Annotated in this window: 28 protein-coding genes; 19 read left to right on the top strand and 9 right to left on the bottom strand. The window is 68.7% G+C overall.

Translation table 11 applies throughout. From position 1 onward, the window contains the following. Positions 1-16 precede the first annotated feature (16 nt). Together J0I47_RS14750 and J0I47_RS14745 are read right to left on the bottom strand one after the other, a co-directional pair. Positions 17-427, bottom strand: coding sequence for a hypothetical protein (locus J0I47_RS14750; RefSeq protein ID WP_294047722.1), 411 nt, complete (start codon positions 425-427; stop codon positions 17-19). Beyond that, a complete protein-coding gene (locus tag J0I47_RS14745) occupies positions 427-1,374 on the bottom strand; it encodes an MFS transporter (protein ID WP_294047721.1) in 948 nt (315 codons plus the stop codon). The genes J0I47_RS14750 and J0I47_RS14745 overlap by 1 nt, the downstream gene beginning before the upstream one ends. Before the next feature lie 124 nt (positions 1,375-1,498). On the opposite strand from J0I47_RS14745, the gene J0I47_RS14740 reads away from it, so the two are divergent. Together J0I47_RS14740 and J0I47_RS14735 are read left to right on the top strand one after the other, a co-directional pair. Continuing rightward, positions 1,499-3,562 (top strand): S9 family peptidase, encoded by a 2,064-nt coding sequence (locus J0I47_RS14740; RefSeq protein WP_294047720.1) that lies wholly within the window; start codon positions 1,499-1,501, stop codon positions 3,560-3,562. 19 nt (positions 3,563-3,581) lie between these two features. Beyond that, entirely contained in the window at positions 3,582-3,974 is a 393-nt protein-coding gene (locus tag J0I47_RS14735; RefSeq protein ID WP_294047719.1) for an acyl-CoA thioesterase, read from the top strand. Positions 3,975-4,049: 75 nt separating this feature from the next. Here the strand turns inward: J0I47_RS14735 and J0I47_RS14730 are convergent, their stop codons facing one another. Continuing rightward, complete coding sequence (locus tag J0I47_RS14730; RefSeq protein ID WP_294047718.1) at positions 4,050-4,226, bottom strand: hypothetical protein; 177 nt, start codon at positions 4,224-4,226, stop codon at positions 4,050-4,052. 106 nt (positions 4,227-4,332) lie between these two features. After that, positions 4,333-5,790, bottom strand: coding sequence for a glycosyltransferase (locus tag J0I47_RS14725; RefSeq protein WP_294047717.1), 1,458 nt, complete (start codon positions 5,788-5,790; stop codon positions 4,333-4,335). 88 nt (positions 5,791-5,878) lie between these two features. On the opposite strand from J0I47_RS14725, the gene J0I47_RS14720 reads away from it, so the two are divergent. Together J0I47_RS14720 and J0I47_RS14715 are read left to right on the top strand one after the other, a co-directional pair. Then, positions 5,879-6,454, top strand: a complete 576-nt coding sequence (locus J0I47_RS14720; protein WP_294047716.1) for a cytochrome b — start codon at positions 5,879-5,881, stop codon at positions 6,452-6,454. A gap of 91 nt (positions 6,455-6,545) precedes the next feature. After that, on the top strand, positions 6,546-7,037 hold the full coding sequence (locus J0I47_RS14715) for a methylated-DNA--[protein]-cysteine S-methyltransferase (RefSeq protein ID WP_294047715.1): 492 nt from the start codon (positions 6,546-6,548) through the stop codon (positions 7,035-7,037). On the opposite strand, the gene J0I47_RS14710 is transcribed toward J0I47_RS14715, so the two are convergent. From J0I47_RS14710 to J0I47_RS14700, 3 genes are all read right to left on the bottom strand, one after another. Next, positions 7,027-8,025, bottom strand: coding sequence for a cell wall hydrolase (locus J0I47_RS14710; protein WP_294047714.1), 999 nt, complete (start codon positions 8,023-8,025; stop codon positions 7,027-7,029). The genes J0I47_RS14715 and J0I47_RS14710 overlap by 11 nt on opposite strands. A gap of 108 nt (positions 8,026-8,133) precedes the next feature. Beyond that, positions 8,134-10,803, bottom strand: coding sequence for a phosphoenolpyruvate carboxylase (ppc, locus tag J0I47_RS14705; RefSeq protein WP_294047764.1), 2,670 nt, complete (start codon positions 10,801-10,803; stop codon positions 8,134-8,136). A 209-nt stretch (positions 10,804-11,012) separates the two neighbouring features. After that, positions 11,013-11,579: an HNH endonuclease gene (locus J0I47_RS14700; RefSeq protein ID WP_294047713.1), complete on the bottom strand. Its 567-nt coding sequence runs from the start codon at positions 11,577-11,579 to the stop codon at positions 11,013-11,015. 104 nt (positions 11,580-11,683) lie between these two features. Here J0I47_RS14700 and gluQRS point away from each other — a divergent pair, with 104 nt between their 5' ends. The 8 genes from gluQRS (at position 11,684) to J0I47_RS14660 (ending at position 17,824) form a co-directional block, all read left to right on the top strand. Next, a complete protein-coding gene (gene gluQRS, locus J0I47_RS14695) occupies positions 11,684-12,553 on the top strand; it encodes a tRNA glutamyl-Q(34) synthetase GluQRS (RefSeq protein ID WP_294047712.1) in 870 nt (289 codons plus the stop codon). A gap of 9 nt (positions 12,554-12,562) precedes the next feature. Then, positions 12,563-12,793 (top strand): twin transmembrane helix small protein, encoded by a 231-nt coding sequence (locus J0I47_RS14690; protein WP_294047711.1) that lies wholly within the window; start codon positions 12,563-12,565, stop codon positions 12,791-12,793. A gap of 114 nt (positions 12,794-12,907) precedes the next feature. After that, a complete protein-coding gene (locus J0I47_RS14685; protein WP_294047710.1) occupies positions 12,908-13,462 on the top strand; it encodes a cob(I)yrinic acid a,c-diamide adenosyltransferase in 555 nt (184 codons plus the stop codon). Between the two features lie 67 nt (positions 13,463-13,529). After that, positions 13,530-14,789 (top strand): ergothioneine biosynthesis protein EgtB, encoded by a 1,260-nt coding sequence (gene egtB / locus J0I47_RS14680; protein WP_294047709.1) that lies wholly within the window; start codon positions 13,530-13,532, stop codon positions 14,787-14,789. Between the two features lie 121 nt (positions 14,790-14,910). Beyond that, positions 14,911-15,888: an L-histidine N(alpha)-methyltransferase gene (gene egtD, locus J0I47_RS14675; RefSeq protein ID WP_294047708.1), complete on the top strand. Its 978-nt coding sequence runs from the start codon at positions 14,911-14,913 to the stop codon at positions 15,886-15,888. Continuing rightward, positions 15,885-16,658, top strand: a complete 774-nt coding sequence (locus J0I47_RS14670) for a class I SAM-dependent methyltransferase (protein ID WP_294047707.1) — start codon at positions 15,885-15,887, stop codon at positions 16,656-16,658. Before egtD ends, J0I47_RS14670 begins: the two co-directional genes overlap by 4 nt. Positions 16,659-16,707: 49 nt before the next feature. After that, positions 16,708-17,577, top strand: a complete 870-nt coding sequence (locus J0I47_RS14665) for a 3-hydroxyacyl-CoA dehydrogenase NAD-binding domain-containing protein (protein WP_294047706.1) — start codon at positions 16,708-16,710, stop codon at positions 17,575-17,577. A 7-nt stretch (positions 17,578-17,584) separates the two neighbouring features. Beyond that, positions 17,585-17,824, top strand: a complete 240-nt coding sequence (locus J0I47_RS14660; RefSeq protein WP_294047705.1) for a hypothetical protein — start codon at positions 17,585-17,587, stop codon at positions 17,822-17,824. Between the two features lie 19 nt (positions 17,825-17,843). On the opposite strand, the gene J0I47_RS14655 is transcribed toward J0I47_RS14660, so the two are convergent. Continuing rightward, the gene (locus tag J0I47_RS14655) at positions 17,844-18,500 is read right to left on the bottom strand and encodes a hypothetical protein (protein WP_294047704.1); all 657 of its coding nucleotides are present in this window, start codon (positions 18,498-18,500) and stop codon (positions 17,844-17,846) included. A gap of 120 nt (positions 18,501-18,620) precedes the next feature. Beyond that, positions 18,621-19,928, bottom strand: coding sequence for a NupC/NupG family nucleoside CNT transporter (locus J0I47_RS14650; protein ID WP_294047703.1), 1,308 nt, complete (start codon positions 19,926-19,928; stop codon positions 18,621-18,623). A 186-nt stretch (positions 19,929-20,114) separates the two neighbouring features. Between J0I47_RS14650 and J0I47_RS14645 the strand changes: the two genes are divergently transcribed. The 7 genes from J0I47_RS14645 (at position 20,115) to J0I47_RS14615 (ending at position 24,573) form a co-directional block, all read left to right on the top strand. Continuing rightward, a complete protein-coding gene (locus J0I47_RS14645; protein WP_294047702.1) occupies positions 20,115-20,540 on the top strand; it encodes a hypothetical protein in 426 nt (141 codons plus the stop codon). A 281-nt stretch (positions 20,541-20,821) separates the two neighbouring features. Beyond that, the gene (locus J0I47_RS14640; protein WP_294047701.1) at positions 20,822-21,508 is read left to right on the top strand and encodes a queuosine precursor transporter; all 687 of its coding nucleotides are present in this window, start codon (positions 20,822-20,824) and stop codon (positions 21,506-21,508) included. 10 nt (positions 21,509-21,518) lie between these two features. Beyond that, a complete protein-coding gene (argB, locus tag J0I47_RS14635; protein WP_294047700.1) occupies positions 21,519-22,418 on the top strand; it encodes an acetylglutamate kinase in 900 nt (299 codons plus the stop codon). Between the two features lie 43 nt (positions 22,419-22,461). Continuing rightward, positions 22,462-22,767 carry a YggT family protein gene (locus J0I47_RS14630; protein ID WP_294047699.1) on the top strand — a complete coding sequence of 102 codons (306 nt, stop codon included), beginning with the start codon at positions 22,462-22,464 and terminating at the stop codon, positions 22,765-22,767. A 4-nt stretch (positions 22,768-22,771) separates the two neighbouring features. Next, a complete protein-coding gene (locus J0I47_RS14625) occupies positions 22,772-23,068 on the top strand; it encodes a DUF167 family protein (RefSeq protein ID WP_294047698.1) in 297 nt (98 codons plus the stop codon). Then, entirely contained in the window at positions 23,058-23,933 is an 876-nt protein-coding gene (gene folD / locus J0I47_RS14620; protein WP_294047697.1) for a bifunctional methylenetetrahydrofolate dehydrogenase/methenyltetrahydrofolate cyclohydrolase FolD, read from the top strand. The genes J0I47_RS14625 and folD overlap by 11 nt, the downstream gene beginning before the upstream one ends. 13 nt (positions 23,934-23,946) lie before the next feature. Continuing rightward, positions 23,947-24,573, top strand: a complete 627-nt coding sequence (locus J0I47_RS14615; RefSeq protein ID WP_294047696.1) for a MarC family protein — start codon at positions 23,947-23,949, stop codon at positions 24,571-24,573. Positions 24,574-24,653 lie beyond the last annotated feature (80 nt).

Raw genomic sequence — 24,653 nt, 5'->3', positions numbered from 1 at the left:
CCGCGTCGATGCGAGGTTACGGCCGCTTCTCACCCAGGCTGGCGAACGCCGCCGCCGCCGCTCCTACCGCCAGCGCCGCCGCGACGAGCGCGGCGACATGGAACGCGCCGATCAGCGCCGCCCCGCTCGCCGCGATCACCGCGCCGGTCGAGGCGGTCGCGATCAGGCCGCCGGTGCGCGCGATCGCGCTATTGAAACCGGACGCGGTGCCGGTGTGGTCGTCGTCGACCGACGACAGCACCGCGGTCGTCAGCGGCGCGACCGCCGCCGCCATGCCGAGCGCGATCGCCGCCATGCCGGGCAGGACGCAGCTCCAATAGCTTCCGCCGCTCCCGACCAGCAGCATCAGCGCGAACCCGCCCGCCACCACCAGCGGCCCGATCGTCAGCGGCCAGCGCGGCCCGATCCGCTCGGTCAGCCCGCCCATCACTCGCGACCCCAGCCCGACCCGACCGAGAAGGGCAACAGCGCGATCCCCGCCTGGAACGGCGAATAGCTCGCGGTCGTGATGAGGACGTAGGGCAGCAGCACGATCAGCCCGCCGAGCGCGCCGTAGAGCAGGAAGGTGTAGACCGTCAGCCCTACGAACGCCTTCGTCCCGAACAGGGCGAGCGGCATCATGGCCGCGTCGCCACGGCGATGCTCGGCCAGGACGAACGCCGCCAGGGTGACGATTCCGACCGCGAGGCCGATCCAGGCCGGCCCGGTCATCACTCGCTCGCTCGACCATGCGGTCAGCGCCCAGGTCAACGCGCCCAGCGCCACCGTCGCCAGCGCCGCGCCGCGCCAGTCGAGCGGCTGCTCGCCGCGCCCGCTTTCCTCGACCGCCGCGAGCGCGATGGCGATGCCGAGTGCCGCCACCGGCAGGTTGATGTAGAAGATCGCGCGCCAGCCGACCGCATCGACCAGCCAGCCGCCGAGCGGCGGGCCGAACGCGCTGGCGATCGCGCCGACCGCCGCCCAGGTCCCGACCGCGCGGCCCTTTTTCTCGCCCGAAAAGGCGTGGCCCAGGATCGACAGGCTGTTGGGCATCAGCATCGCCGCGCCGATCCCCTGCACCACGCGAGCGGAGAGCAGATATTCCAGCCCAGGCGCCAGCGCGCAGGCGAGCGAGGCGGCCGCGAACAGCGCGATCCCCGCGACCAGCATCCGCCGTCGCCCGACATGATCCCCCGCCGCCCCGCCGAGCAGCAGCAGCGCCGACAGCGGCAGCAGGTACGCGTTGATCGTCCATTGCAGATCCGCCGCTCCCGCGCCGAGGTCGCGCCCGATCGCGGGCAAGGCGACATTGACCACCGACCCGTCGATGAACGCCAGACTGGAGGCGAGGATCGTCGCGAGCAGGGTAAGTTGCGGGTGGCGGGGGGCGGGCATGGCCTTTCCTCTAGCGTCATTCCCGCGGAAGCGGGAACCCAGCATCCATCGTTTCAACGCGCGCCACGGTCGGGAGATGGGTCCCCGCTTTCGCGGGGATGACGAGGAAGCTAGGAGGACGGTCATGACCGATCCCACGCCCCCCGTCGCCGACACGCGCCCGCACGAATTCACCACGCACGGCGTCACCATTTCCGATCCGTGGAACTGGCTGAAGGACCCGAACTATCCGACCGTCACCGACCCGGACGTGCTCGCCTATCTCGAGGCAGAGAACGCCTATTTCGAGGCGGTGATGAAACCGCACAAGCCGCTGACCGACCGGCTGTACGAAGAGATGAAGGCGCGGATCAAGGAGGACGATTCCTCGGTCCCGCAGAAGGACGGCGACTGGCTGTACTGGACCGCGTTCGAGACCGGCGGCCAGTATCGCAAATGGTGGCGCAAGCCGGTCGACGGCGCCGGCCCGGACGAACTGCTGCTCGACGAGCCGGCGCTGGCCGAGGGCAAGGAATATTTCCGGCTCGGCGCGTTCGCCGTCAGCAACGACGGCAAGCTGCTGGCCTATGCGATCGACGATAGCGGGGCGGAGCGCTTCACGATCCGGGTCAAGGACCTGACGACCGGCGAACACCTGCCCGACACCATCCCCGGCATGCTGTCGGAGATCGTGTGGACCGCCGACGACAGCGGCTTCCTCTACGGCCTCGCCAACGAACAATGGCGGACGGACAATGCAAGGCTGCACCGGCTGGGCACGCCGATCGACAGCGATGTCGAATTGTTCAAGGAGGCCGACGAGGGCTTCCGCGTCGCGGTCAGCGAGACGAGCGACCGGCAGTGGATCGTCATCGGCACCGGCGACCATGTGACGAGCGAGGTCTATCTGCTTCCCGCGAGCGATCCGCTGGCGAAACCCCTCCTCGTCGCGCCGCGAAAGGCGGGCCGCGAATATGCTGTCGAGACGCACGGCGACACGCTCTACATCCACACCAACGACACCGACCCGATGTGGCGGCTGTGCACCGCGCCGATTGCCAGCCCCGGCGAGTGGACCGAGCTGATCGCCCCTTCCGCGCACTTCTACATGACCGGGGTCGAATGCTATCGCGACTTCTTCGTCGTGGACGGACGCGAGGACGGGCTCGATCAGATCGACATCTACCGGTACGATCCGACGATCGCGCCGCAGCGGATCGTGTTCCCGGAGGCGAGCTACGCCGCCGGGCTCGGCGACAATCCCGAATACGACCAGCAGGTGCTGCGGCTGGGCTACGAGTCGATGGTGACGCCGGGGACGGTGTACGACTACGACGTCGCGACGGCCAAGATGACCACGCTCAAGGTCCAGGAGATTCCGAGCGGCTACGACGCCGGCAAATACGCGACCGAGCGATTGAAGATCACCGCGCGCGACGGGACGCAGGTGCCGGTCTCGATCGTGTATCCTGCCGGCTTCCCGAAGGACGGCAGCCGGCCGCTGTTCCTCTACGCCTATGGCGCCTACGGCTATGCGATTCCGCCGGGCTTCTCGACCGGGCGCCTGAGCCTGCTAGACCGCGGCTTCGCCTATGCCATCGCGCACATCCGCGGCGGCGACGATCTCGGCCAGCAATGGTATCATGACGGCAAGCTCGAGAAGCGCGCCAACACCTTCAACGACTTCGTCGACGTAGCGAAGGCGCTGGTCGCGGATGGCTGGACCGACGCGGGCAAGATCGCGATCGCGGGCCGCTCGGCGGGCGGCGAACTGATGGGCGCGGTTATCAATTCCGACCCCGCGCAGTGGGGCGCGGTGATCGCCGACGTGCCGTTCGTCGATGTGCTCAACACGATGCTCGACGAGTCGCTACCGCTGACGCCCGGCGAATGGCCCGAATGGGGCAACCCGATCGAGGACGAAGCGGCGTTCGCGCTGATCCGTTCGTACAGCCCCTACGACAACGTGACCGCGCAAGCCTATCCGCCGCTGTTCATCTCGGGCGGGCTCAACGATCCGCGCGTAACCTATTGGGAGCCGGCGAAATGGGCCGCGAAACTGCGCGCGACCAAGACCGACGACAACGTCCTGCTGCTCAAGACCAACATGGGCGCGGGCCATGGCGGCAAGTCCGGCCGGTTCGACAGCCTGTACGAAGCGGCCGAGGAGCATGCCTTCGTGCTGTGGCAATTGGGGGTTGAGGGATGACGTCGGGAAGTCGGGACTGATGGCCGGCCTGTCCTACCCCATCACCGCGACAGCGGCCGACATCGACGAGCTCGGCCACGTCAACAATGCGGTGTGGGTGAAGTGGATCCAGGACATCGCCGTCGCGCACTGGAACGACATCGCGACGCCGGAGCAGCAGGCGGCCTATGTCTGGGTCGTGACGCGGCACGAGATCGACTATCGCGGCAACGTCGCGGCCGGCGAGACGGTGACCGCGGAGACCTGGGTCGCCGAGCCGCCGGTCGGCGCGCGGTTCGATCGCCACGTCCGCTTCACCGGCGCCGACGGCCGCGTGAAGGTGGAGGCCGTCACCACCTGGGCCCTGATCGATCGGGCGAGCGGCCGGTTGCTCCGCGTCCGGCCGGAACTCGCCGCGCCCTTCCTGTCCTGAGCACAAAAAAGACGCGGAAGGACGAGCCTCCCGCGCCGAGCGCTCCACTGGAAGGAGGGGGGTGGAGCGGAGCGTTTACATCGCCGGGACCGGGGTCGCCTTCATCGCGGTGACGCGGCGGTCATATTCGCGCGCCATCTGCAGATGCGCGATCGCCGCGCTGTCGTCGGCACAGAAGACGGCACGCTGGCGTTCTTCCGTCGCCCGGCGCGCGTAATAATCGCGCAATTCGGTGTCGTCATGAGTCGCCATCGGGGGTGTCCAGTCCTTCGCGAGGTTGCGTGTGGACCTATACGCCGTCGGACGTGCCCCGATCGCTTAACTAGGTTGTTTGACCGGACTTTTTTGGCAAAGCCGGTCAGGCGTCGCGCTTTACTTCGGCGATCGCGGTGCGGCTCTGGCGCGCCCAGGTCTCGCGGCCGGTCAGGAACGCCTTCCATCCCAGGATCGCGCCCCAGTGGCGGAACAGCTGGAAACTGAACGGCTCGAGCAGCGCCGCCGCCAGCGCCGGGCCCAGCCGCAACCCCTTGGTCTGCCCGGTCCAGCGCGAATAGAGGTGGAGCGAGGTCAGGTGGAAGGTAAGGTCGATCACGATCTTCACCGCCATCACGATCAGGATCGGCAGCACGATCTGAAACCGCCCGCTGACCAGCACGGCGATCAGGATGGCGAACGCGGTCAGCCCGAACACCGGCTGCACCGTGTCCGCGGCCTTCACCGGCAGCATCGCGGTGCCGAGCTTTCCGAACCGGCGATTGGCGACCATGTCGCGGTTCCAGTGCTGCGTCTGGAGGAACCCGCCGAACCAGCGGCGACGCTGGCGCAGGAACGCCGGCAACGTCACCGGCGCGTCGGTCGCCGCCAGCGCACCGCCCACCACCCGCACGCGCCAGCCGCGCCCGCCGTCATGGGCGAAGCGATGCAGGCGGTGGATCAGCTCGTAATCCTCGACCAGGCAGTCGGGGTCGAACCCGCCGACCTCGATCACCGCCTTCGTCCGAAACGCCGCGAACGCGCCCGACACCAGCAGCAGCCCGTTCAACCGCTGCCACGCGTAGCGCGACAGGAAGTTGCGGACATATTCGTAGGTCTGGAACCACTCGAACAGCCGCCCCGACAGGCTCGGCCCGCACATCGGGCGGATCACACCGGTGGCGGCGACGAGTTCCGGCTCGGCGGCGAAGGCGGCGCGCATCGCGAGCAGCGCGCCGGGCTCGATCAGCGTGTCGGCATCGACCGTGACGACGATCTCCTCGCGCACATGCAGGATGGCGGCGTTGAGCGCGCGCGCCTTGCCGCCGTGCGGGAGCCGCAGCCAGCGCAAGCTCGGCACGTCGCTCGCCGGCGGGCTCAGCGTCCCGATCGCCGGCTCGGCCAGACCATAGCGCGCGAGCGTCGCCGCGGTCGCGTCGTCAGACCCGTCGTCGGCGATCAGGATGAGGTCGGGCGCGCCGTCCTGCGCCACCAGCCGGTCGATCGTCACGTCGAGCACGGCCGCTTCGTTCCGCGCCGCGACGATCACCGCGAGCGTCGGCATAGTCCCCGCCGCCGCCGGCCGCCCCGCTCCGTGCCGGAGCGGCCAGATCTCGATCGCGGTGAAGATCAGCAGCGCGGTATCGTAGAGGATGTACGCGACCCCGACCGACCACACCAGCACGCCCTGACGCAGAAACGCCTGCACCACCAGGGCGACGAACGCGGCATAGACGAACGCGGTGACGGCCCGGCTCGGCCAGCCGACCCGGCGGCGATTGAGCCGCGGCGATTGTTTCGCGAAGGTCTGCGCGAGCGCATCGGCCGCGGTCTGCTGAAGCATCGGAAATCCGGACGGGATGGGACGCGCGCCTACTAGCCTTCGTTCCGTGGGCGCACTAGCCTGAACGCGGGCTGACGGGAGCGACGGGATGCAGGGCGAACGGTACACGCGGACGGCGATCTGGCTGCACTGGCTGGTGGCGATCGGCGTGATCGCCAATATCGCGCTCGCGTGGATCTGGCCGCTCGGCGACAGCCATCCGACGATCGGCGAATATGTCCGGCCGATGATCGACACGCACAAGTCGATCGGGCTGACCGTGCTCGGGCTCGCGATCTTGCGGCTGTTGTGGCGGATCGGGCATCGGCCGCCGGCCTTTCCGCCCAGCTACCAGCCATGGGAGCGGACGCTGGCGCATATCGTCCATTGGGGGCTGTACTTCGTGATCTTCGCGATGCCGATCACCGGCTACGTGATGGATTCCGCCTACGAACATGCCGCCGCGACGCCGCTGCATCTGTTCGGCACGATCGAGTTTCCGCGGCTGGGCTTCGTCATGAACCTGCCGCCCGACAGCAAGAAATGGGTCCACGACACGTTCGGCGAGGCGCACGAGCTGATCGCGAAGCTGGTCTATGCGCTGGTCGTGCTGCACCTCGCGGGCGCGCTGAAGCATCAGTTCCAGGGACAGCGCGAGCTGCGGCGGATGGGCATCGGCCGCTGAGCCTCCCGATGGCCGGATTGACCGCAAGCGGCGGGAAGCGCGGCGATAGTGGATAGCCTAAAGCATCGGTCCGGAACATGAGGACCCTGTCATGACGTTATCCTACACCATTCTGCCTTCGCCCGTCGGCGCGTTGAAGATCGTCGCGAACGACGCCGCCATCGTCGCGATCCTGTGGGAGAATGACCGCGCGGATCGCGTGCGGCTGGGCGCGATGCGGGAAGCGCGCGACCATCCGTTGCTGGTCGAGGCGTCGCGCCAGCTGACCGACTATTTCGCGGGCCGGCGCACGCGGTTCGACCTGCCGCTCGCGCCACAGGGCACCGCGTTCCAGCAAAGCGTGTGGGCCGCGCTGCTGACGATCCCGTTCGGCGAGACGCGCAGCTATGCCGACATCGCGCGGGCGCTCGGCCGGCCGACCGCGACGCGGGCAGTGGGCGCGGCGAACGGGCGCAACCCGATCTCGATCGTAACGCCGTGCCACCGGGTAATCGGAACGAACGGATCGCTGACCGGGTTCGCCGGCGGGCTGACGGGGAAACGCTACCTGCTCGACCTCGAGCAGAGCACGGTCAGTCGATGACCGCCTTGTCGCTCAGATCCTCACCGACCGGCCCGCTCGCCAAGCCGTGGTGGACGCGGACGCCGGCGATCATCGTGCGGGGGCGGCGGATCACCGCCTGGGTCGTCGCGACGGCGGGCGTCGCCGCGCTAGCCACCGCCGGCACGGTTGCGACCGCGGCCTGCGCGCTGCGATGGATGGTGACGCCGCCGACAGTCTCGGCCGTACCGTAGGACACGGTGACGCCGCTGTTCACCGACGCCGACGCCGATGCCAGCGTCACGCGCGGGCTCGGGATACTCTCGTTGCCCGAATAGCCCTGCCGGAACGCGAGCGCGCGCTCCATCCCACCGTGCCAGCGATAGAAGATGTGCGCGCCGATCTGAGTCACGCGGTCCATCGACGACGCCCACCACGGCGACACGTAGTCGGCATGATAGAAGGTCGCCGAACCGACCGGCGCATAGACCTCGCCGCCCAGCGCCGCGCTCGCCACGACGCGTGCCCGCTCCCACATCGTGGCATTCGGCCGGCGATTGAGCGACCCGTCGCAGGTGAAGGTGAACTGGCACCCGGTCGATCGCGTCGATCCCTGATAGACCACGCCGCACACGCTCGCCGGAAAGGCGCGATCGCGGACGCGGTTGAGCACGACCTGCGCGACGGCGCGCTGGCCGTCCTGGGACTGGTTGCCGGCCTCGTAATAGACCGCCTGGGTCAGGCATTGGAGCGCGCGCGCGGCGTCGTCCGGGCTGCGCGTCGCCGCCAGCGCATCGAACGCCGGCGCCGCGCCCAGTGCCGCACCCGCGCTGGTCAGTTCGGGCATGTCGAAATCAGCGGGGACGGTCAGGTCTAGCTTTTGCAGCATGTTGGCCGCCGCCGCCTTGCGCGCGGGCACGTCCATCGTCACCGTCGCGCCGCCATCGTCATGCCCGGCACAGCCGCCCGCCAGCAGCAACGCCGCCGTCAGCGCCCAGCCCCGCCCGCGCCAAGATCGCCCCCGTATCACGCCGCTCGCGGTACCCGATCGCGGTTAGGGGGAGGTTAAAGCGGTGAGATATGCTTGCGGCGCCGGCCCGCTTCGAAACGCGCTATTCCGCGCGTTTTCAAACAGACCCTATCCCGAATTGCGCAGCGCGGTCGCGATCGCGTTGATCGACAGCAGGATGCCCTCCGCGACGCGGTCGTCCTCCTCGCCGGCGCGGTGGCGCTTCATCAGTTCGATCTGGAGGAGGTTGAGCGGCTCGATATAGGGCAGGCGCAGCCGGATCGAGGCGTCAAGCGCGGGGTTCTTTTCCAGCAGCCGCGACTGGCCGGTCACCTCCAGCAACCCGTCGCGCGTCAGGTCGTAGCCGTCGCGGATACGCGGGAAGATCGCGTCGGCGAGCTCGCGATCCTCGACCAGCGCGGCATAGCGCTCCGCGATCCGCATGTCCGCCTTCGCCATCACCTGTTCCATGTTGGCGAGCGTCGCGGCGAACAGCGGCCAGCTTTCCGCCATCTCGCGCAACAGTGCCTTGTCGGCGAACCCCGCCAGCGCCTGGCCCACGCCGTACCAGCCCGGCAACATCACCCGCGCCTGCGCCCAGCTGAACACCCAGGGGATCGCGCGCAAATCCTCGATCGCGTCGGATTTCTTGCGAGACGCCGGGCGGCTGCCGATCTTCAGGTTGGCGATCTCCGCGATCGGGGTCATCTGGCGGAAGAAGGTGCGGAACCCCTCGGTCTCGTAGACCAGCCCGCGATACGCCGCGAACGCCGCCGCCGACACATCGTCCATCGCCGCCCCGAACCGCGCGGCGTCGGCGTCGGACAAGGCCGGCGGTTCCAGGCTGGCGAGCAGGGTCGCCGCCGCGATCGCCTCCAGATTGGTCGTCGCACTCTCGCGCGTGCCGTATTTGGCGGCGATCACCTCGCCCTGTTCGGTGATGCGGATGCGGCCCTGCACCGTACCCGGCGGCTGCGCGCGGATCGCGGCGAAGGCCGAGCCGCCGCCGCGCCCGACCGAGCCCCCGCGGCCGTGGAACAGCTGCAAGCCGATCCCGGCTGCCGCGAACACCGGAACCAAAGCCTCCGACGCGCGGCTCAACTGCCACGTCGAGGTGAGATAGCCGCCGTCCTTGTTCGAATCGGAATAGCCGATCATCACTTCCTGCACGCCGCGCGCCTGCGCGATCGCGGCGATTTCGGGCAACGCGAACCAGTCGGTCATGATCCCCGGCGCGGCCTCGAGGTCGCTGACCGTCTCGAACAGCGGCACCGCCATGATCGCCGCGCTCGGCGGATCGCCGGGGCGGTAGAGCCCGACTTCCTTGAGCATCAGATGGACTTCGAGCAGGTCGCTGACCGACTTCGCCATCGACACGACATACTGGCGGATACAGGCCGGCCCGTATCTGGCGTGGGCCGCCGCCGCCGCGCGCAGGATCGCGAGCTCGGACGCGGTATCGTCGGAATAGGTGGCGTACGGACTGACCAGCGGCCGCGCGTTGGCGAGCTCGGCGCGGAGCAGGTCGACGCGTGCCGCTTCGTCGAGGGCCAGATAATCGTCGGCGACCCCGGCGATCTTGAGCATCTCCGCCACCGTGCGTTCGTGCACCGCGCTGTTCTGGCGCAGGTCGAGCGTCGCGAGGTGGAAGCCGAACGTATCGACCGCACGGATCAGCCGCCCGAGCGCACCGCCCGACGCGAGCGGCCCGCCCGCTTCCTCGGCCAGCGCGTGCGCGATGACGACGAGGTCGCGACGCAGCGCGGCGGCGTCGGCATAGGGCTTGCCGGTCAGCGCCCCCGGCCGCGGCGCCGGCTTGCCGGTCAGCGCCAGATGCGTCGCCGCCAGCCGCGCATAGATCCCCGACAGCGCGCGGCGATACGGTTCGTCGGCCCGGCTCGGCGCGCCGTCGCCGCTCGCGTCGGCCAGCGCCTGCAAGTCGGGCGACACCGCGACATGCTCGGTCGAGATCGACAGCTCGGCGCCCAGCGCGTGGACCGCGTCGAGATAATGGCCGAGCACCGCCTCGCACGACTTCGCCAGCGCCGTCGTCAGCGACTCCGCCACGACATTGGGGTTGCCGTCGCGATCGCCGCCGATCCAGCTGCCGGGCTTGAGGAAGCTCGGCACGCGTTCCCCCAGCGCGCGGTCCCAGCGCTGGTACAGACCGGGCAGCACGGGGAGGAACACGTCGCGCAGGTACGACAGCGCGGTCTCGACCTCGTCGGTCACGTACAGCCGCTCGCGCCGCAGCACCCGCGTCTGCCACAGCAGGGCGATCTGCCGCGCGATCGCCTGTTCCACGTCGTCGCCGTCGCTGGTGACCGCGACGCCCCGATCGCGCGCTGCCATCAGTTGCGCGATGCGGTTGCGATGATCGATCATCGACTTGCGCCGCACCTCGGTCGGATGCGCGGTCAGCACCGGGGCGATCAGCGCCTGGTCGAGCAAGGCGACGATCGTCGCGCGATCGATCCCCTCGCCCGCCAGTCGCGCGATCGCGGCGGCGACGTCGGCGCCCGGCTCGGCCGCGACGCCCTGGCGATCCTCCGCCAGATTGGCGAGCATCGAGAACAGCATGAACCCGCGCACGAAATCGAGCGTCTCGTCCAGGCTCAGCCGGTCGAGCCCGAGATCGACCTCCGCCCCCGCCCCGCGATGGCGATCGACCGACGCCGCGCGGATATATTCGGTCCGCCGATACAGTTCCTCGCCGCCATAGGCCCGGATCACGTCGCCGAGCAGGCGCCCCAGAAAGCGGACATCGGGATTGTTGGTGATCGCGGGAAGGTCGGCCATGTCGGGATGCTGCACTGCGGCGTGAGATGGGTCAATCGTTTGCAAATCTGCAGTCGCTGAGCGCCATAAAGCGGGTCGGAATTTCGCTCAGGCGGCGCCGAAAAACGTGATGGTCGAGCACCGGAGCGCAGCGTGCTTTCGGCACGTGAGCACCGGAGCACAGGGCATCGCGTTTTGCAGGCCCGCATGGGCGAAATTCCGACCCGCTTTCAAGCCTCCAGCTCGATGTCCCAATAGAGCCAGTCGTGCCACGTGTCGTGGAGGTAGTTGGGCGGGAAGGCGCGGCCGTGTTCCTGCAATTGCCAGCTCGTCGGGCGGATCGGCTCGACGTGGAGCGGCATCTTCGCCTCGCGCGGGGTGCGGCCGCCCTTGCGCAGGTTGCAGGGGGCGCAGGCGGTCGCGACATTCTCCCACGTCGTGCGCCCGCCATAGGCGCGCGGGATGACGTGATCGAAGGTCAGGTCCTTGCCCGTGCCGCAATACTGGCACGCGAACTTGTCGCGCAGGAACAGGTTGAACCGCGTGAAGGCGGGGAACTGGCTCGGCCGGACATATTGCTTGAGCGCGATGACCGAGGGCAGCTTGAGCGCGAAATTGGGGCTGCGCACCTCGCGCTCGTAATGCGAGACGATGTCGACCCGATCCAAAAAGACCGCCTTGACGGCGGTCTGCCACGGCCAGACGGACAGGGGATAGTAACTGAGCGGGGTGTAATCCGCGTTCAGCACCAGCGCCGGGCAACTGTCCGGATGCCGCATCAGGTCGGGATGGAACATACGAAACGCCCCCCTTTGCTTTCCAACCGGCTCAAAGCCGATCAGAATGACGCCATGATGACAGCACAGCGCGTGACTCGCGGTCAAGGGTCGGCGGGCCGCCGGTGTTGATAACCAGCCGGTTCGCGCCGAGTCCGACCGGGCGGCTGCACCTCGGCCACGCCTGGTCGGCGATCCAGGCACACGATCGCGCCCGCGCCGAAGGAGGCCGGTTCCTGTTGCGGATCGAGGATATCGACGGCACGCGGTCGCGGCCGGAGCATGTCCAAGGCATCCTCGACGACCTGGCGTGGCTCAGGCTGGGCTGGGACGAGCCGCCGACCTTCCAGTCCGCACGCGTGCCGCTCTATGCCGAGGCGCTCGAGAAGCTGCACGCGACCGGCCACACCTATCGCTGCTTCTGCACCCGCGCCGAGATCGAGGCCGACATCGCCGCCGCTGGCTCGGCCCCGCACGCCGGCGACCGGCCGCCACCGCATCCCGTCAAATGCCGCCACCGCAAGCCGCAGGACGTGATGAAGCGACTGGCCCGCGATGAGCCGTTCGCGTGGCGGCTCGACCTGGAGAATGCCTTCGCGCCGTATTTCGGGATCGGCTGGCAGGACGAGATCGCGGGCGAGCAGACCGCCTGGCCGTTCGCCGCGGGCGACGTCGTGCTGTGGCGCAAGGACGCGCCGGCGAGCTATCATCTGGCGGTGACGGTCGACGACGCGGCGCAGGGCGTCAGCCACGTCGTGCGCGGACGCGATTTGTTCGAGGCGACGCATGTCCACCGCCTGCTGCAAGCGATGCTCGGGCTGTCGACGCCGACCTATCGCCACCATCCGTTGCTGGTCGGGACCGACGGCGCGCGCCTCGCCAAGCGCCACGGCGCGCCGACGCTCGCCGACCTGCGCGCGACCTATCCGGACGGCCGCGAACTGGCCGATGCGTTGCGCGCCGGCGACCTTCCCAACGGATATGCGAGCGACTAGATAAGCGCCATGAACACCTTCCTCGCCATCCTGCTGCTCGCGGCGATGCTCGCGACGGTCGCCGCGCTCGTCTACGGCGTCGTCAACTTCCTCAAGAATGCGAGCGAGGAGGTCCACGGCGACGGCCCGAGCCAGGCGTCGCTCAAGTCGAACAAGGCGATGCAGTTCCGCATCTTCTTCCAGGCCGCGGCGATCCTGATCGTCGTGCTGATCCTGTTCCTCGCCGGTAATCATAGCTGATGTTGGGTGCGCTCGCGCGCACGGCGGTACCGGCCCGCTCCCCCGCCCGACCGCCCATAGAATACGATGTCTGGGTGGTCGGGCGGGGGAGCGGGCTGGCACCGCAAATCTAAGATGGTCAAACTCAACAAGATCTACACGCGAACCGGCGACGACGGCACGACCGGCCTGGTCGACGGATCGCGCGTGTCGAAGGCCGATACGCGGATGGCGGCGATCGGCGATGTCGACGAGGCCAACAGCGCGATCGGCATCGCGGCGACGCTCGCCGACCATGACATCGCCGCCGCGTTGCAGCGGATCCAGAACGACCTGTTCGACCTCGGCGCCGACCTGGCGACGCCCGGCGGGATCGATGGCGCGCTGCGCATCACCGCCGCGCAGGTCGATCGGCTGGAGGCGGAGATCGATGCGATGAACGCGTCGCTCGCGCCGCTGACCAGCTTCATCCTGCCGGGCGGCCATCCGCTCGCCGCGCACCTCCACCTCGCCCGCACCATCGCCCGCCGGGCCGAGCGCAGCGCGGTTGCCGCCCATGCCGACGCCCCGCTCAACGCGCAGGCGCTGCGCTACGTCAACCGATTGAGCGATTGGCTCTTTGTCGCCGCACGCCAGGTGAACCAAACGGCGGCCGGCGACGTTCTCTGGGTGCCCGGCGCGTCTCGCTGATTCTTTTTCCGGGCATGTAATCTCGATCATTGCGGTCGCGTCACATCGGCCTTACGGGGAGAACATAATGCGAACCCGGCTGGGCCTGTCGCCGTCGTCCGAAGCGCTTGGTCAGCGCCTGGCCGGCGTTCGCGCGCTGACCGAAGCGCTCGCCGCGCCACTGTCGGATGCCGATGCCACGGTCCAGTCGATGGACGATGCATCGCCCGCCAAATGGCACCTCGCGCACACGACCTGGTTCTTCGAGACGTTCGTGCTGCGCGATTTCGTGCCCGGCTACGCGTTGCACGACGAGCGCTTCCCGTTCCTGTTCAACAGCTATTACGAGGCCGAAGGCCGCCGCCACGCGCGCGGTCGCCGCGGGATGGTGACACGGCCGAGCCTGGCCGAGGTGCTCGCCTATCGCGCGCATGTCGATGCGGCGCTGGCCGAGGCGCTGCCCGCTCTGCCCGAGGCGGCGCGCGAGCTGGTGCGGCTGGGATGCCATCACGAGGAACAGCATCAGGAATTGCTGCTGACCGACATCCTCCACCTGATGTCCGAAAATCCGATCGAGCCGGCGGTGTGGCCGGGCGCGCCGAAAGTTCCGGTGGCGATGCCGGGGCCGATCGGCTGGATCGAGCATCATGGCGGGATCGTGCGGATCGGGCATGACGATCCCAACTTCGCGTTCGATTGCGAGGGGCCGCGCCACGACGCATTGCTCACGCCGCACGCCATCGCCGACCGCACCGTGACCAACGGCGAGTGGGCGGCCTTCATCGCCGATGGCGGCTATGCCGACCCGCGCCACTGGCTGTCGGACGGCTGGGCGTGGGTGCAGCGCGAGGGTATCGTCGCGCCGCTCTATTGGGAGCAGCGCGATGGCGCGTGGACTCGGTTCGGGCTCGACGGGCGCCGGCCGATCGACCCCGCCGCTCCGGTCACGCATGTCAGCTTCTTCGAGGCCGATGCCTTCGCCAGTTGGGCCGGCGCGCGCCTGCCGACCGAGTTCGAATGGGAAGCCGCCGCCGCGAGCCATGATCCCGACGGCGGCAACCAGCTCGACACGGCCGGCCCGGTCGAGCCGCGCCCGTCGCCCGGCGGTCCCGCTTTCTTCGGCGACGTGTGGGAATGGACCGGCAGCGCGTATCGCCCCTATCCCGGCTTCAAACCCTGCGACGGCGCGGTCGGCGAATATAACGGCAAGTTCATGAGCGGGCAGTTCGTCCTGCGCGGCGGATCGTGCGCGACGCCACGCGGCCATGTCCGCGCCTGTTATCGCAACTTCTTCTACCCCCACCAACGCTGGCAATTCACCGGCGTCCGGCTCGCCAAGGACATCTGATGCATTCTCCGGTCCGTCACCCCCGCGAAAGCGGGGGCCCATCTCCCGCCGTTTCACCGAGTAGCACGCGCAGGAGATGGGTTCCCGCTTTCGCGGGAATGACGAACAAGAGGATGCGGCCGTGCTGAAACAGGAAATCGAGGACGGCACGCGCAGCTTCGCCGACCCGGCGTTTCGCGCCGACGTGATCGACGGGCTGACGCGGCGGCCACGCGCGATCCCGGCGCGGTGGTTCTACGACCGGCGCGGGTCGGAACTGTTCGAGGCGATCACCGACCTGCCGGAATATTATCCGACGCGGACCGAGACGGCGTTGCTCCGCGACAAGGCCGGCGAGATCGCCGCGCGCGTCGGGCCGGGCCGCGCGGTGGTCGAGTTCGGATCGGGATCCTCGACCAAGACGCCGCTGCTGCTCGAAGCGGTCGCGCCCGCCGCTTATGTGCCGATCGACATATCGGGCGATTTCCTGCGTGAATCGTCGCGGGCGCTCGCGGCGCGGTTCCCGGACCTCGCGGTCCAGCCACTCGAAGCCGATTTCCTGCAACCGCTGAAGCTGCCCGCCGGGATTGCCGCGTTCCCCAAGCTCGGCTTCTTTCCCGGTTCGACCATCGGCAACATGATCCCGCTGTCGTCGACCGACCTGCTGCGCGCGATGCGCCAGTCGCTCGGGGAAGGGGCGATGCTGCTGATCGGAATGGACCGGATCAAGGATCACGCAGTGCTCGAGCGCGCCTATGACGATGCGGCCGGCGTGACCGCGGCGTTCAACCTCAACCTGCTCGAACGGATCAATCGCGAGCTCGACGGCACGATCCCGGTCGAGGCGTTCCGCCACCGCGCGATCTGGAACGACGACCGCGCGCGGATCGAGATGCACCTGGAGGCGACGCGCGACGTCGCCTTCACCATCGAGGGCCGCCCCTTCACGATCGCCGCGGGTGAGACGATCCACACCGAGAACAGCCACAAATACGGCCCCCGCGATGCGCGCATATTGCTGCGCGCGGGCGGCTGGACGCCGATCGCCGAGTGGACCGACCCCGCCGACCAGTTCGCGCTGTATCTGGCCGAGGCGCAGGCGCCGCGTCCCGCGCCGTGAGCGGATCGGTCAATCCGGTCGCCGGAACCGGCTTCGCGCGCGGCGCCGGTGTCTATGCGACCAGCCGGCCGGGCTATCCCGCCGCGGTCGGGGACTGGCTGCACGACCGGCTCGGCGTCGGTGCGGGGAGCGTGGTGGCGGAGGTCGGCGCGGGTACCGGCAAGTTCACCGCTTTGCTCGCGGCGATCGGGGCCGAGGTCGTCGCGATCGATCCGGTGGCGGAGATGCTGCGCGAACTCCACGTCGCGTTGCCCGCGGTGCGCACGATCGTCGCCCCCGCCGACCGCCTGCCGCTCGGCGATGCCAGCGTCGATGCGGTGGTCTGCGCGACCGCCTTCCACTGGTTCGCGACCGCCGGTGTCGTCACCGAGTTCCACCGTGTGCTGCGCCCCGGCGGCACGCTCGGGCTGATCTGGAACGTGCGCGACACCAGCGTGCCGTGGGTCGCCGAACTGTCCGCGATCACCAACCGCCATCAGGACGACGCTCCGCGCGAGAGCGAGGCGGCGTGGCGCGCGCCCTTCCCCGCCCCCGGCTTCACGCCGCTGCACGAGACACGGTTGCGCTACGAGCATCGCGGCACGCCGGAGGACGTGATCGTCGGCCGGACGCTGTCGACCAGCTTCATCGCCGCCTTGCCCGAGTCGACCAAGGCCGAGGTCGTCGCCGAGGTCCGCGACCTGATCGCGCGCACCCCCAACCTGGCCGAGCGGGACGAGGTCGTGTTCCCGTACCTCACCACCGCATACGACTGCCGCCGGCTGGACTGACGCCCGCGCCCCCGGCTAGGGCAACCGACTGAACTTTCGGGAGCAAGCAATGCAGGTCGTCGGCGTGATCGGGGCGGGACAGATGGGTGCGGGGATCGCCCAGGTGACGGCGCAGGCCGGCTATCACGTGCTGCTCGCCGACGTGTCGAAGGAACGCGCCGACGCCGGCAAGGCCGGGATCGGCCGACAGCTCGCCCGGGCCGTCGACAAGGGCAAGCTCGACGCCGCGGCGATGGACCAGGCGCTGGCGCGGATCGAGACGATCGACGGGCCGACCGCGATGGGCAGATGCGGCCTGATCGTCGAGGCCGCGACCGAACGCGAGGAGATCAAGCGCGCGATCTTCGCCGAGGTCGGCAAGGTCATGGGCGCCACCACGATCCTGGCGTCCAACACCTCGTCGATCCCGATCACGCGGCTGGCACAGGCGACGCCCGACCCGAAGCGGTTCATCGGCGTGCACTTCTTCAACCCGGTGCCGGTCATGGGCCTGATCGAGATCATCCGCGGCCTCGCCACCAGCGACGACACGGTCGCGGCGATCGAGACCTATGCCGCCGCGCTCGGCAAGCAGGTGGTGCGCGCCAACGACGCGCCGGGCTTCATCGTCAACCGCATCCTGATGCCGATGCTCAACGAAGCGTGCTTCGCGCTCGGCGAGGGCGTCGCGACGATCCGCGACATCGACCTCGCCTGCCAGCTCGGGCTCAACCACCCGATGGGGCCGCTGACGCTGGCCGACTTCATCGGGCTCGACACCTGCCTGGAGATCACGCGGGTCCTGTTCGACGGCACCGGCGACCCCAAGTTCCGCCCCGCCCCGCTGCTGGTCAAATATGTCGAGGCGGGCTGGTACGGCCGCAAGACCGGGCGCGGCTTCTACGATTATTCGGGCGCCGAACCGGTGCCGACGCGATGAGCGCGGCATGACTGCTTACGACGCGGCGGGACTGGCCGGGACCGCACTGATCCTGCTGACCTATGCCGCGACCGTCGCCGACCGGATCGACGCGCGGTCGGCGATCGCGCTCGTCGGCAACCTGCTCGGCGCGAGCTTGATCCTGGTCAGCCTCAGCCACGATTTCAACCTGTCCGCGGTCATCATGGAAAGCGCCTGGGCGCTGATCGCGGTTGTGGGGCTGATACGGCTGGCGTTCAGGCGGTGACGGCCACCGCCGTTCGCCGCTAGAATTGCGAGTCCTCGATCGTGTAGGTCACCGTATCGCCATCAATGTGCTGGCGCAGCAGCACGTATGGGCCACTGTCGGCCGTGCTGGGGCCGTCGTCGGCGGCCAGCGTTTGGGCCGCGGCCCCAGGCTCGTCGGCGATATTGCGGTACGACAGGCCGTCTTCGTCGAGAAAGACCAGCGATAGCGGCGCGTCGCTCGGCAGGCGCGCGAGAAAGGTCGCCACCGCTTCGCCCTGCATATATCCCGACAGCTGCAGCATCTTGGTCTGCGTGTGCGAGAACAGCACACCGTCATTGGCCTTGCCGTTGTGCCAGGAACAGAGCGGCATGAGGTAGCATTGGCCGCCGGTGGGGACGCTGCCTTTGTCGTTCTGCGTCATATGTCCACCAACGTTGAAACCGGGATGGCTGGACGGCTTCGTCGGAAGCGGGCTGGTGACGTAGCAATTGCCGCCGATGCCGTAGAATTCGAGCAACGGCTTCCAGTTCTTGCCGTCGATCTTGGGGTCCCAGGTGCTGCCGTCGACGTTGTAGAGGCCGTTGGTGTAGGTCACGACCTTGGCGCTGGTCGACTGGATCCGCATGCCGCTATATTTGTCGACGAACTCCCGCAATTGCTGCGTGGCGGCTTGTTGCGCTTCCTGATCCAGCATCGCTCGTCTCCCTGATGATCTCGGTGGTCATAACCCCTTGATCCGGCTGACGACAGCGGGCCGCGGTGCGGAAACGTCCGTTATGGCGGCGACGTGCCATGATCCGGAATACGCCGCCGTCTAGGCGATCAGCATCCCCGCCAGCGCCGCCGACATCAGGTTCGCGAGGCTCCCCGCCGCCAGCGCGCGCAGGCCCAGCTTCGCGATCATCGGACGCTGGTTGGGAGCGAGGCTGCCGGTCACCGCCATCTGGATCGCGATCGACGAGAAATTGGCGAAGCCGCACAGCGCGAACGTCACCACCGCGACGGTATGCGGGCTCAGCGCCGCCTGCTGCTTGCCGAGGTCGATATAGGCGACGAACTCGTTGAGCACGATCTTCTCGCCGAAGAAGCCGCCCGCCGCGCCGGCTTCGTTCCACGGCACGTTCAGCAGATACATGACCGGCTTGAAGATCGCGCCCAGGATCGCCTGGAAGCTGAGGTCGGGATGCCCGAACCAGCCGCCGATCCCGCCGAGGATGCCGTTGGCCAGCGCGACCAGGGCGACGAACGCGAGCACCATCGCGCCGACCGCGACCGCCAGCCGCACGCCTGTCTGCGCACCCTGCGCCGCCGCCATGATGAGGTTGGCGGGTTTTTCCTCGTCGTGCGTCGCCTCGGGCAGCGGCTCGCCGGGCACACCGCCTTCGGGCAGCAACGCCGCCGGCCCTTGCTCGCTGATCCGCGCGTCGGGCAGGTCGATGACGCGATCCTCGTCGGCCAGCGCGCGCGTGTCGGGCATGATGATCTTCGCCATCAGGATGCCGCCCGGCGCCGCCATGAAGCTGGCGGCGAGCAGATATTCGATCCGGATCCCCATCGAGGCATAGGCGGCGAGGATCGTGCCCGCGACGCCCGCCATCCCGCTCGCCATCACCGTAAACAGTTGCGGCGGGGTGAGGCCGGCGAGGTACGGCTTGATGACCAGCGGCGATTCGCTCTGGCCGACGAAGATGTTGGCGGCGGCGCACAGGCTCTCGACCTTCGACACCCCGATCACTTTCTCGATCGCGCCGCCGATCCAGCGCACGACCAACTGCATGATGCCGAGATAATAGAGGATCGACACCAGGCTGGCGAAGAAGATGATGACCGGCAGCGCGGCGATCGCGAAGCTTGTGCCGCCGACCTCCGGCTTGGCGAGCGGGCCGAACAGGAAATCGACGCCGTTATGCGCATAGCCGAGCAGGTTGGACACGCCCGCCGAGGCGCCCTTCAACGCCGCCACGCCCCATGGCGCCTTCAGCACCAGCACCGCGATCGCCGCTTGCAGCGCGAACGCCGCGCCGACGACGCGCAGCCGGATGCCGCGGCGGTTGTTCGACAAGGCGAACGCGATCAACAGGATGACGACGATACCGGCCAGGCCGATCAGGATACGCTGCATGATGTTCGGTCGGCCCCCAAGCCGCTGATTTTCAGCGGGCGACTATGGCGGCAAATCGGGCGAGGACAAGTCCGCTTGATCGCAGCAGGCGGCGGCACGCGATTTCGCGCTGGCAATCGGCGGGGTGGAGGAGCAGGATCGATCCAGTCCGGGGCGATCCCGCGCCCGGCCCGGGGAGTGGACGCGATGAATCGCACGACGAAATCGATGCTGGCCATGGCAGCGCTGGGCGCGATCGGGCTGGCGAGCCCGGCCTTCGCCGCCGACAACGTGATGCAGGCGTGTGGCGCCAAGTATCAGGCGGCCAAGACCGCCAAGACCCTGCCCGCCGGTCAGACCTGGATGCAGTTCCTGGCGGCCTGCCGCGCGTCGATGAAGCCGGCCGCCGCGGCTGCGCCGGCCGCCCCCGCCAAGGCCGCCGCGCCGGCCAAGGCGGTCGCCGCCGCCAAGCCCGCCCGCGTCGCCGGCCAGCCGACGGCGGCGCAACAGGCGATGTACGCTCGCGAGCGCCAGTGCGGCGCCAAGTGGAAGGCCGACAAGGCCGCGGGCAAGGTGCCGGCGAGCATGAAGTGGCCGCAATATTGGAGCGCCTGCAACAAGACGATGAAGTAACGACGCTCTATCCCATCGTCGTTACGCCGGCTTCGAGCCGGGGTCCCGCTTTCGTAAACGCGGAATGCCGGATCGAGTCCGGCATGACGACGGCGGCATCGGTCACGCCGCGACTAATAACCGTCACCCCGGCCCCGTGCCGGGGTCCACCGCGCCGCATCAGCGCCGGTCGCTGTACTGGCGCGACGGCGGATGCCGGGACGAGCCCGGCATGACGGTATCGAGGGACCGTGGTTCGCCCACCCGTTTGACGCCCGGCGAAATGGCGCTAGCGTCGGGCGATGGATAAGTCTGTCGTTTCGATCCCGCGCTCGCTCTTCGCCTTTTCGATCTTCTACGGCGGCATGGTCTGCATCGCCGGCGTGCTCGGCAACAAGCAGGTCGCGCTGGGGCCGCTGTCGGCGATCGGGCCGGTGTTCGGGCTCGGCCCGCTCGCGGTCGAGGCGGGCATCTTCGCCTTCCTGCTGCTCGTCGTGACGTCGAGCGCGGTGGCCGAACTGCACGGTGGCGCCACCGCCAATACGCTGGTGCGGATCGGGTTCGTGCCGCTGATCGTCTCGATCCTGCTGTCGATCGCGGTGCTGGCGGTGCCGGCGGCGCACGACATGGCGCCCGAGCGGCTGGCGGCGTTCGATACGATCATGGGTGGCACGCCGCGCATCTGGCTGGGCGGGATCGTCGCCTACGGCATCTCGCAGACGCTCAACGTCACGATCTTCGCCGCGTTGAAGGGGCGCGAGGGGTCCAGGCTGCTCTGGCTGCGCGCCGCGATCGCCAGCATGCTCAGCCAGATCGTCGACACCCTGCTGTTCGTGACGATCTCGTTCGCCGGCGTCTTCCCGATCGCCGAACTGCTGGCGGGTCAGATGATCGCGAAGGTCGTGCTGTCGGCGATCCTGGTGCCGCCGCTCATCTACGCGTTCGTCGCGCTGGGCCGGAAACTGGACGGCACGCGCGTCGCGGCCTAGGGGCGCGGCGATGACCGACCACACCCCTTCCGCCGCCCTCCTCGCCAAGGCCGAGACGCTGGTCGAGGCGCTGCCCTACATGCAGCGCTACGCCGGCCAGACCTTCGTCATCAAATATGGCGGCCATGCGATGGGCGATGCCGAGGCGCAGCGCGATTTCGCCGAGGACGTGGTGCTGTTGAAGGCGGTCGGCATCAACCCGGTGGTGGTCCATGGCGGCGGCCCGCAGATCGGCTCGATGCTGAAGCGGCTCGGCGTCGAATCGCAGTTCATCGGCGGTCTTCGCGTCACCGACGCCGCCACCGCCGAAGTCGCCGAGATGGTGCTGGCCGGCAAGATCAACAAGGAAATCGTCGGCTGGGTCGCGGCGCTCGGCGGGCGCGCGGTCGGCATTTCAGGCAAGGACGCCAACCTGGTGCTGGCCGAGAAGGTCACGCGGACCGAGCCCGACCGCAATTCGGGGATCGAGCGTCACGTCGATCTCGGCTTCGTCGGCGAGCCGGTGCGCGTCGATCCGTCGATCCTCAACAATCTGGCGCGCGACGGCTTCATCCCGGTGGTGGCGCCGGTCGCGCTGGGGGCGGACGGCGAGACCTACAACATCAACGCCGACACCATGGCCGGGGCGATCGCCGGCGCGCTGGGCGCGACGCGCTTCTTCCTGCTGACCGACGTACCCGGCGTGCTCGACAAGCATGGCGAGTTGCAGACCGACCTCGACCGCGCGACGATCGAGGCGATGAAGGCGGACGGCACCATTTCGGGCGGGATGATCCCCAAGGTCGATACCTGCCTGTCCGCGGTCGAGGCCGGGGTCGGCGCCGCCGTCATCCTCGACGGACGCGTGCCGCACGGCATGCTGCTCGAAATCTTCACCCGACGCGGTGCCGGCACGCTGGTCAGGGCGTGAACGGCGTACTATATCGGCAATACACCTTCTACGGAGACAGCGCTTGATTACCATCCTCCAAATCCTCGCCGTCCTGCTCGACGTCGTATGGTGGATCATCATCGTGCAAGCGGTGCTGTCGTGGCTGATCGCGTTCAACGTCATCAACACCTATAACCCGACCGTCCGCTCGATCTGGCAAGCGCTGCAGCGGATGACCGACCCGCTCTATCGCCCGATCCGGCGGATCCTGCCCGATTTCGGCGCGCTCGACCTGTCGCCGATGGTCGTGCTGATCCTGATCTACATCCTGCGCGCCATCGTCCTGCCCAATATCGCGGCGTGGTATCTGGGGATCGGCACGATCTGACCGGTTGGCGCGCAACGTCCGACGGATCGAGATCGCGGTGCGCGTGACGCCGCGATCGGCGCGCGAGGTGCTGGAGCCCGGACCCGACCACGCCATCGCCCGGCTCAACGCGCCGCCGGTCGACGGGGCCGCCAATGCGGCATTGCTGGCCTTGGTCGCGCGTCATTTCGGCGTGGCGAGGCGCGCGGTGCGGCTGGTCGCGGGTGAGCGGGCACGGCTGAAACGGCTCGCGATCGCCGGCGATGCCGAAGCGCTGGCGAAGATCGCCGCCACGCTCTATCAGCCGCGGCATGACGGCTAGCATCATCGACGGCAAGGCATTCGCGCTGGGCCTGCGCGAGCGGATCGCGACGCACGTGGCGGCGTTCGAACAGGCGGCGGGCCGCGTCCCCGGGCTCGCGGTCGTGCTGGTCGGCGAAGACCCGGCCTCGGCGGTCTATGTCCGCTCCAAGCACAAGGCGACGGTCGCCGCCGGCATGGCGAGTTTCGAACACAAGCTGCCCGCCGACACGCCGCAGACCGACCTGCTCGCGCTGATCGACCGGCTCAACGCCGATCCCGCGGTCGACGGCATCCTGGTCCAGCTTCCCCTGCCCGCCCACATCGACGAGCGCGCGGTGACCACACGGATCGATCCGGACAAGGACGTCGACGGTTTCCACCCGGTCAATGCCGGGCGGCTGGCGACCGGGCTCGACGGGTTCGTTCCGTGCACCCCGCTCGGTTGCCTGATGCTGCTGAAGGATCAACTCGGCGATCTGGCCGGGCGCGACGCGGTGGTGATCGGGCGGTCGAACATCGTCGGCAAGCCGATGGCACAACTGCTGCTCGGCGAAAGCTGCACCGTCACGATCGCGCATTCGAAGACCCGGGACCTGGCGAGCGTCGTCAGGCGCGCCGACATCGTCGTCGCCGCCGTCGGTCGGCCGGCAATGGTCAAGGGGGAGTGGCTCAAGCCCGGTGCGACCGTGATCGACGTCGGCATCAACCGGACCGACGCCGGCCTGGTCGGCGACGTCGACTTCGCCGGCGCGATGCAGGTCGCGGGCGCTATGACCCCGGTGCCGGGCGGCGTCGGGCCGATGACGATCGCCGTGCTGTTGCGGAACACGCTGGTGTCGGCGTGCCGGCGCGAGGGCGTGGCGGTGGACGAGGCCGCATTGTGATCGTGCCGACCCGATGATCGAGCTGTTCCTTTCCGCGCTCGTCACCTTCTTCATCGTGATCGACCCGCCGGGCTGCGCGCCGATCTATGCCGGGCTGACCAAGGGCGCGTCGCCGGTCCATCGCCGGACGATGGCGGTGCGGGCGGTCGTGGTCGCCGCGATCATCCTGTTCGTGTTCGCCGCGGTCGGCGAAGGCATCCTCAAGGCGCTGGGGGTCAGCCTGTCGGCGTTTCGCATCGCCGGCGGGATCATGCTGTTCCTGATCGCGCTCGAGATGGTGTTCGAGAAGCGGACCGAGCGGCGCGAGGATCGCGCGGCCAAGGTCGCCGCGACGCCCGAGGTCGAGGACGTGTCGATCTTCCCGATGGCGATGCCGATGATCGCGGGACCCGGCTCGATCGCCAGCGTCATGCTGATGATGAGCCGCAACCACGGGATCGAGCGCGTGGCGGTGGTGCTGGCGGCGCTGGCGACGATCCTGGCATTGACTTTGGTCGCGTTGCTGGCGGCGGGGCCGCTGATGAAGCTGCTCGGCGCGCGGATCGAGGCGGTCATCACGCGCATCCTCGGCGTGCTGCTCGGCGCGCTGGCGGTGCAGTTCGTGATCGACGGGATCCGGATCAGCCTGGGGCTGAACTGACCGCTTGCGATGTAGGGTTCGGCCCGACATCCTGACCGGGCTGTTTGATCGTGTCGAATGTCGGGTCGCCGCGGCTTCGC

The organism is Sphingomonas sp. (genome assembly GCF_017304635.1).
GTDB lineage: Bacteria > Pseudomonadota > Alphaproteobacteria > Sphingomonadales > Sphingomonadaceae > Sphingomonas.
The sequence above is the reverse complement of the archived record's forward strand: the minus strand, read 5'-3'. Positions and strand labels throughout refer to the sequence as shown.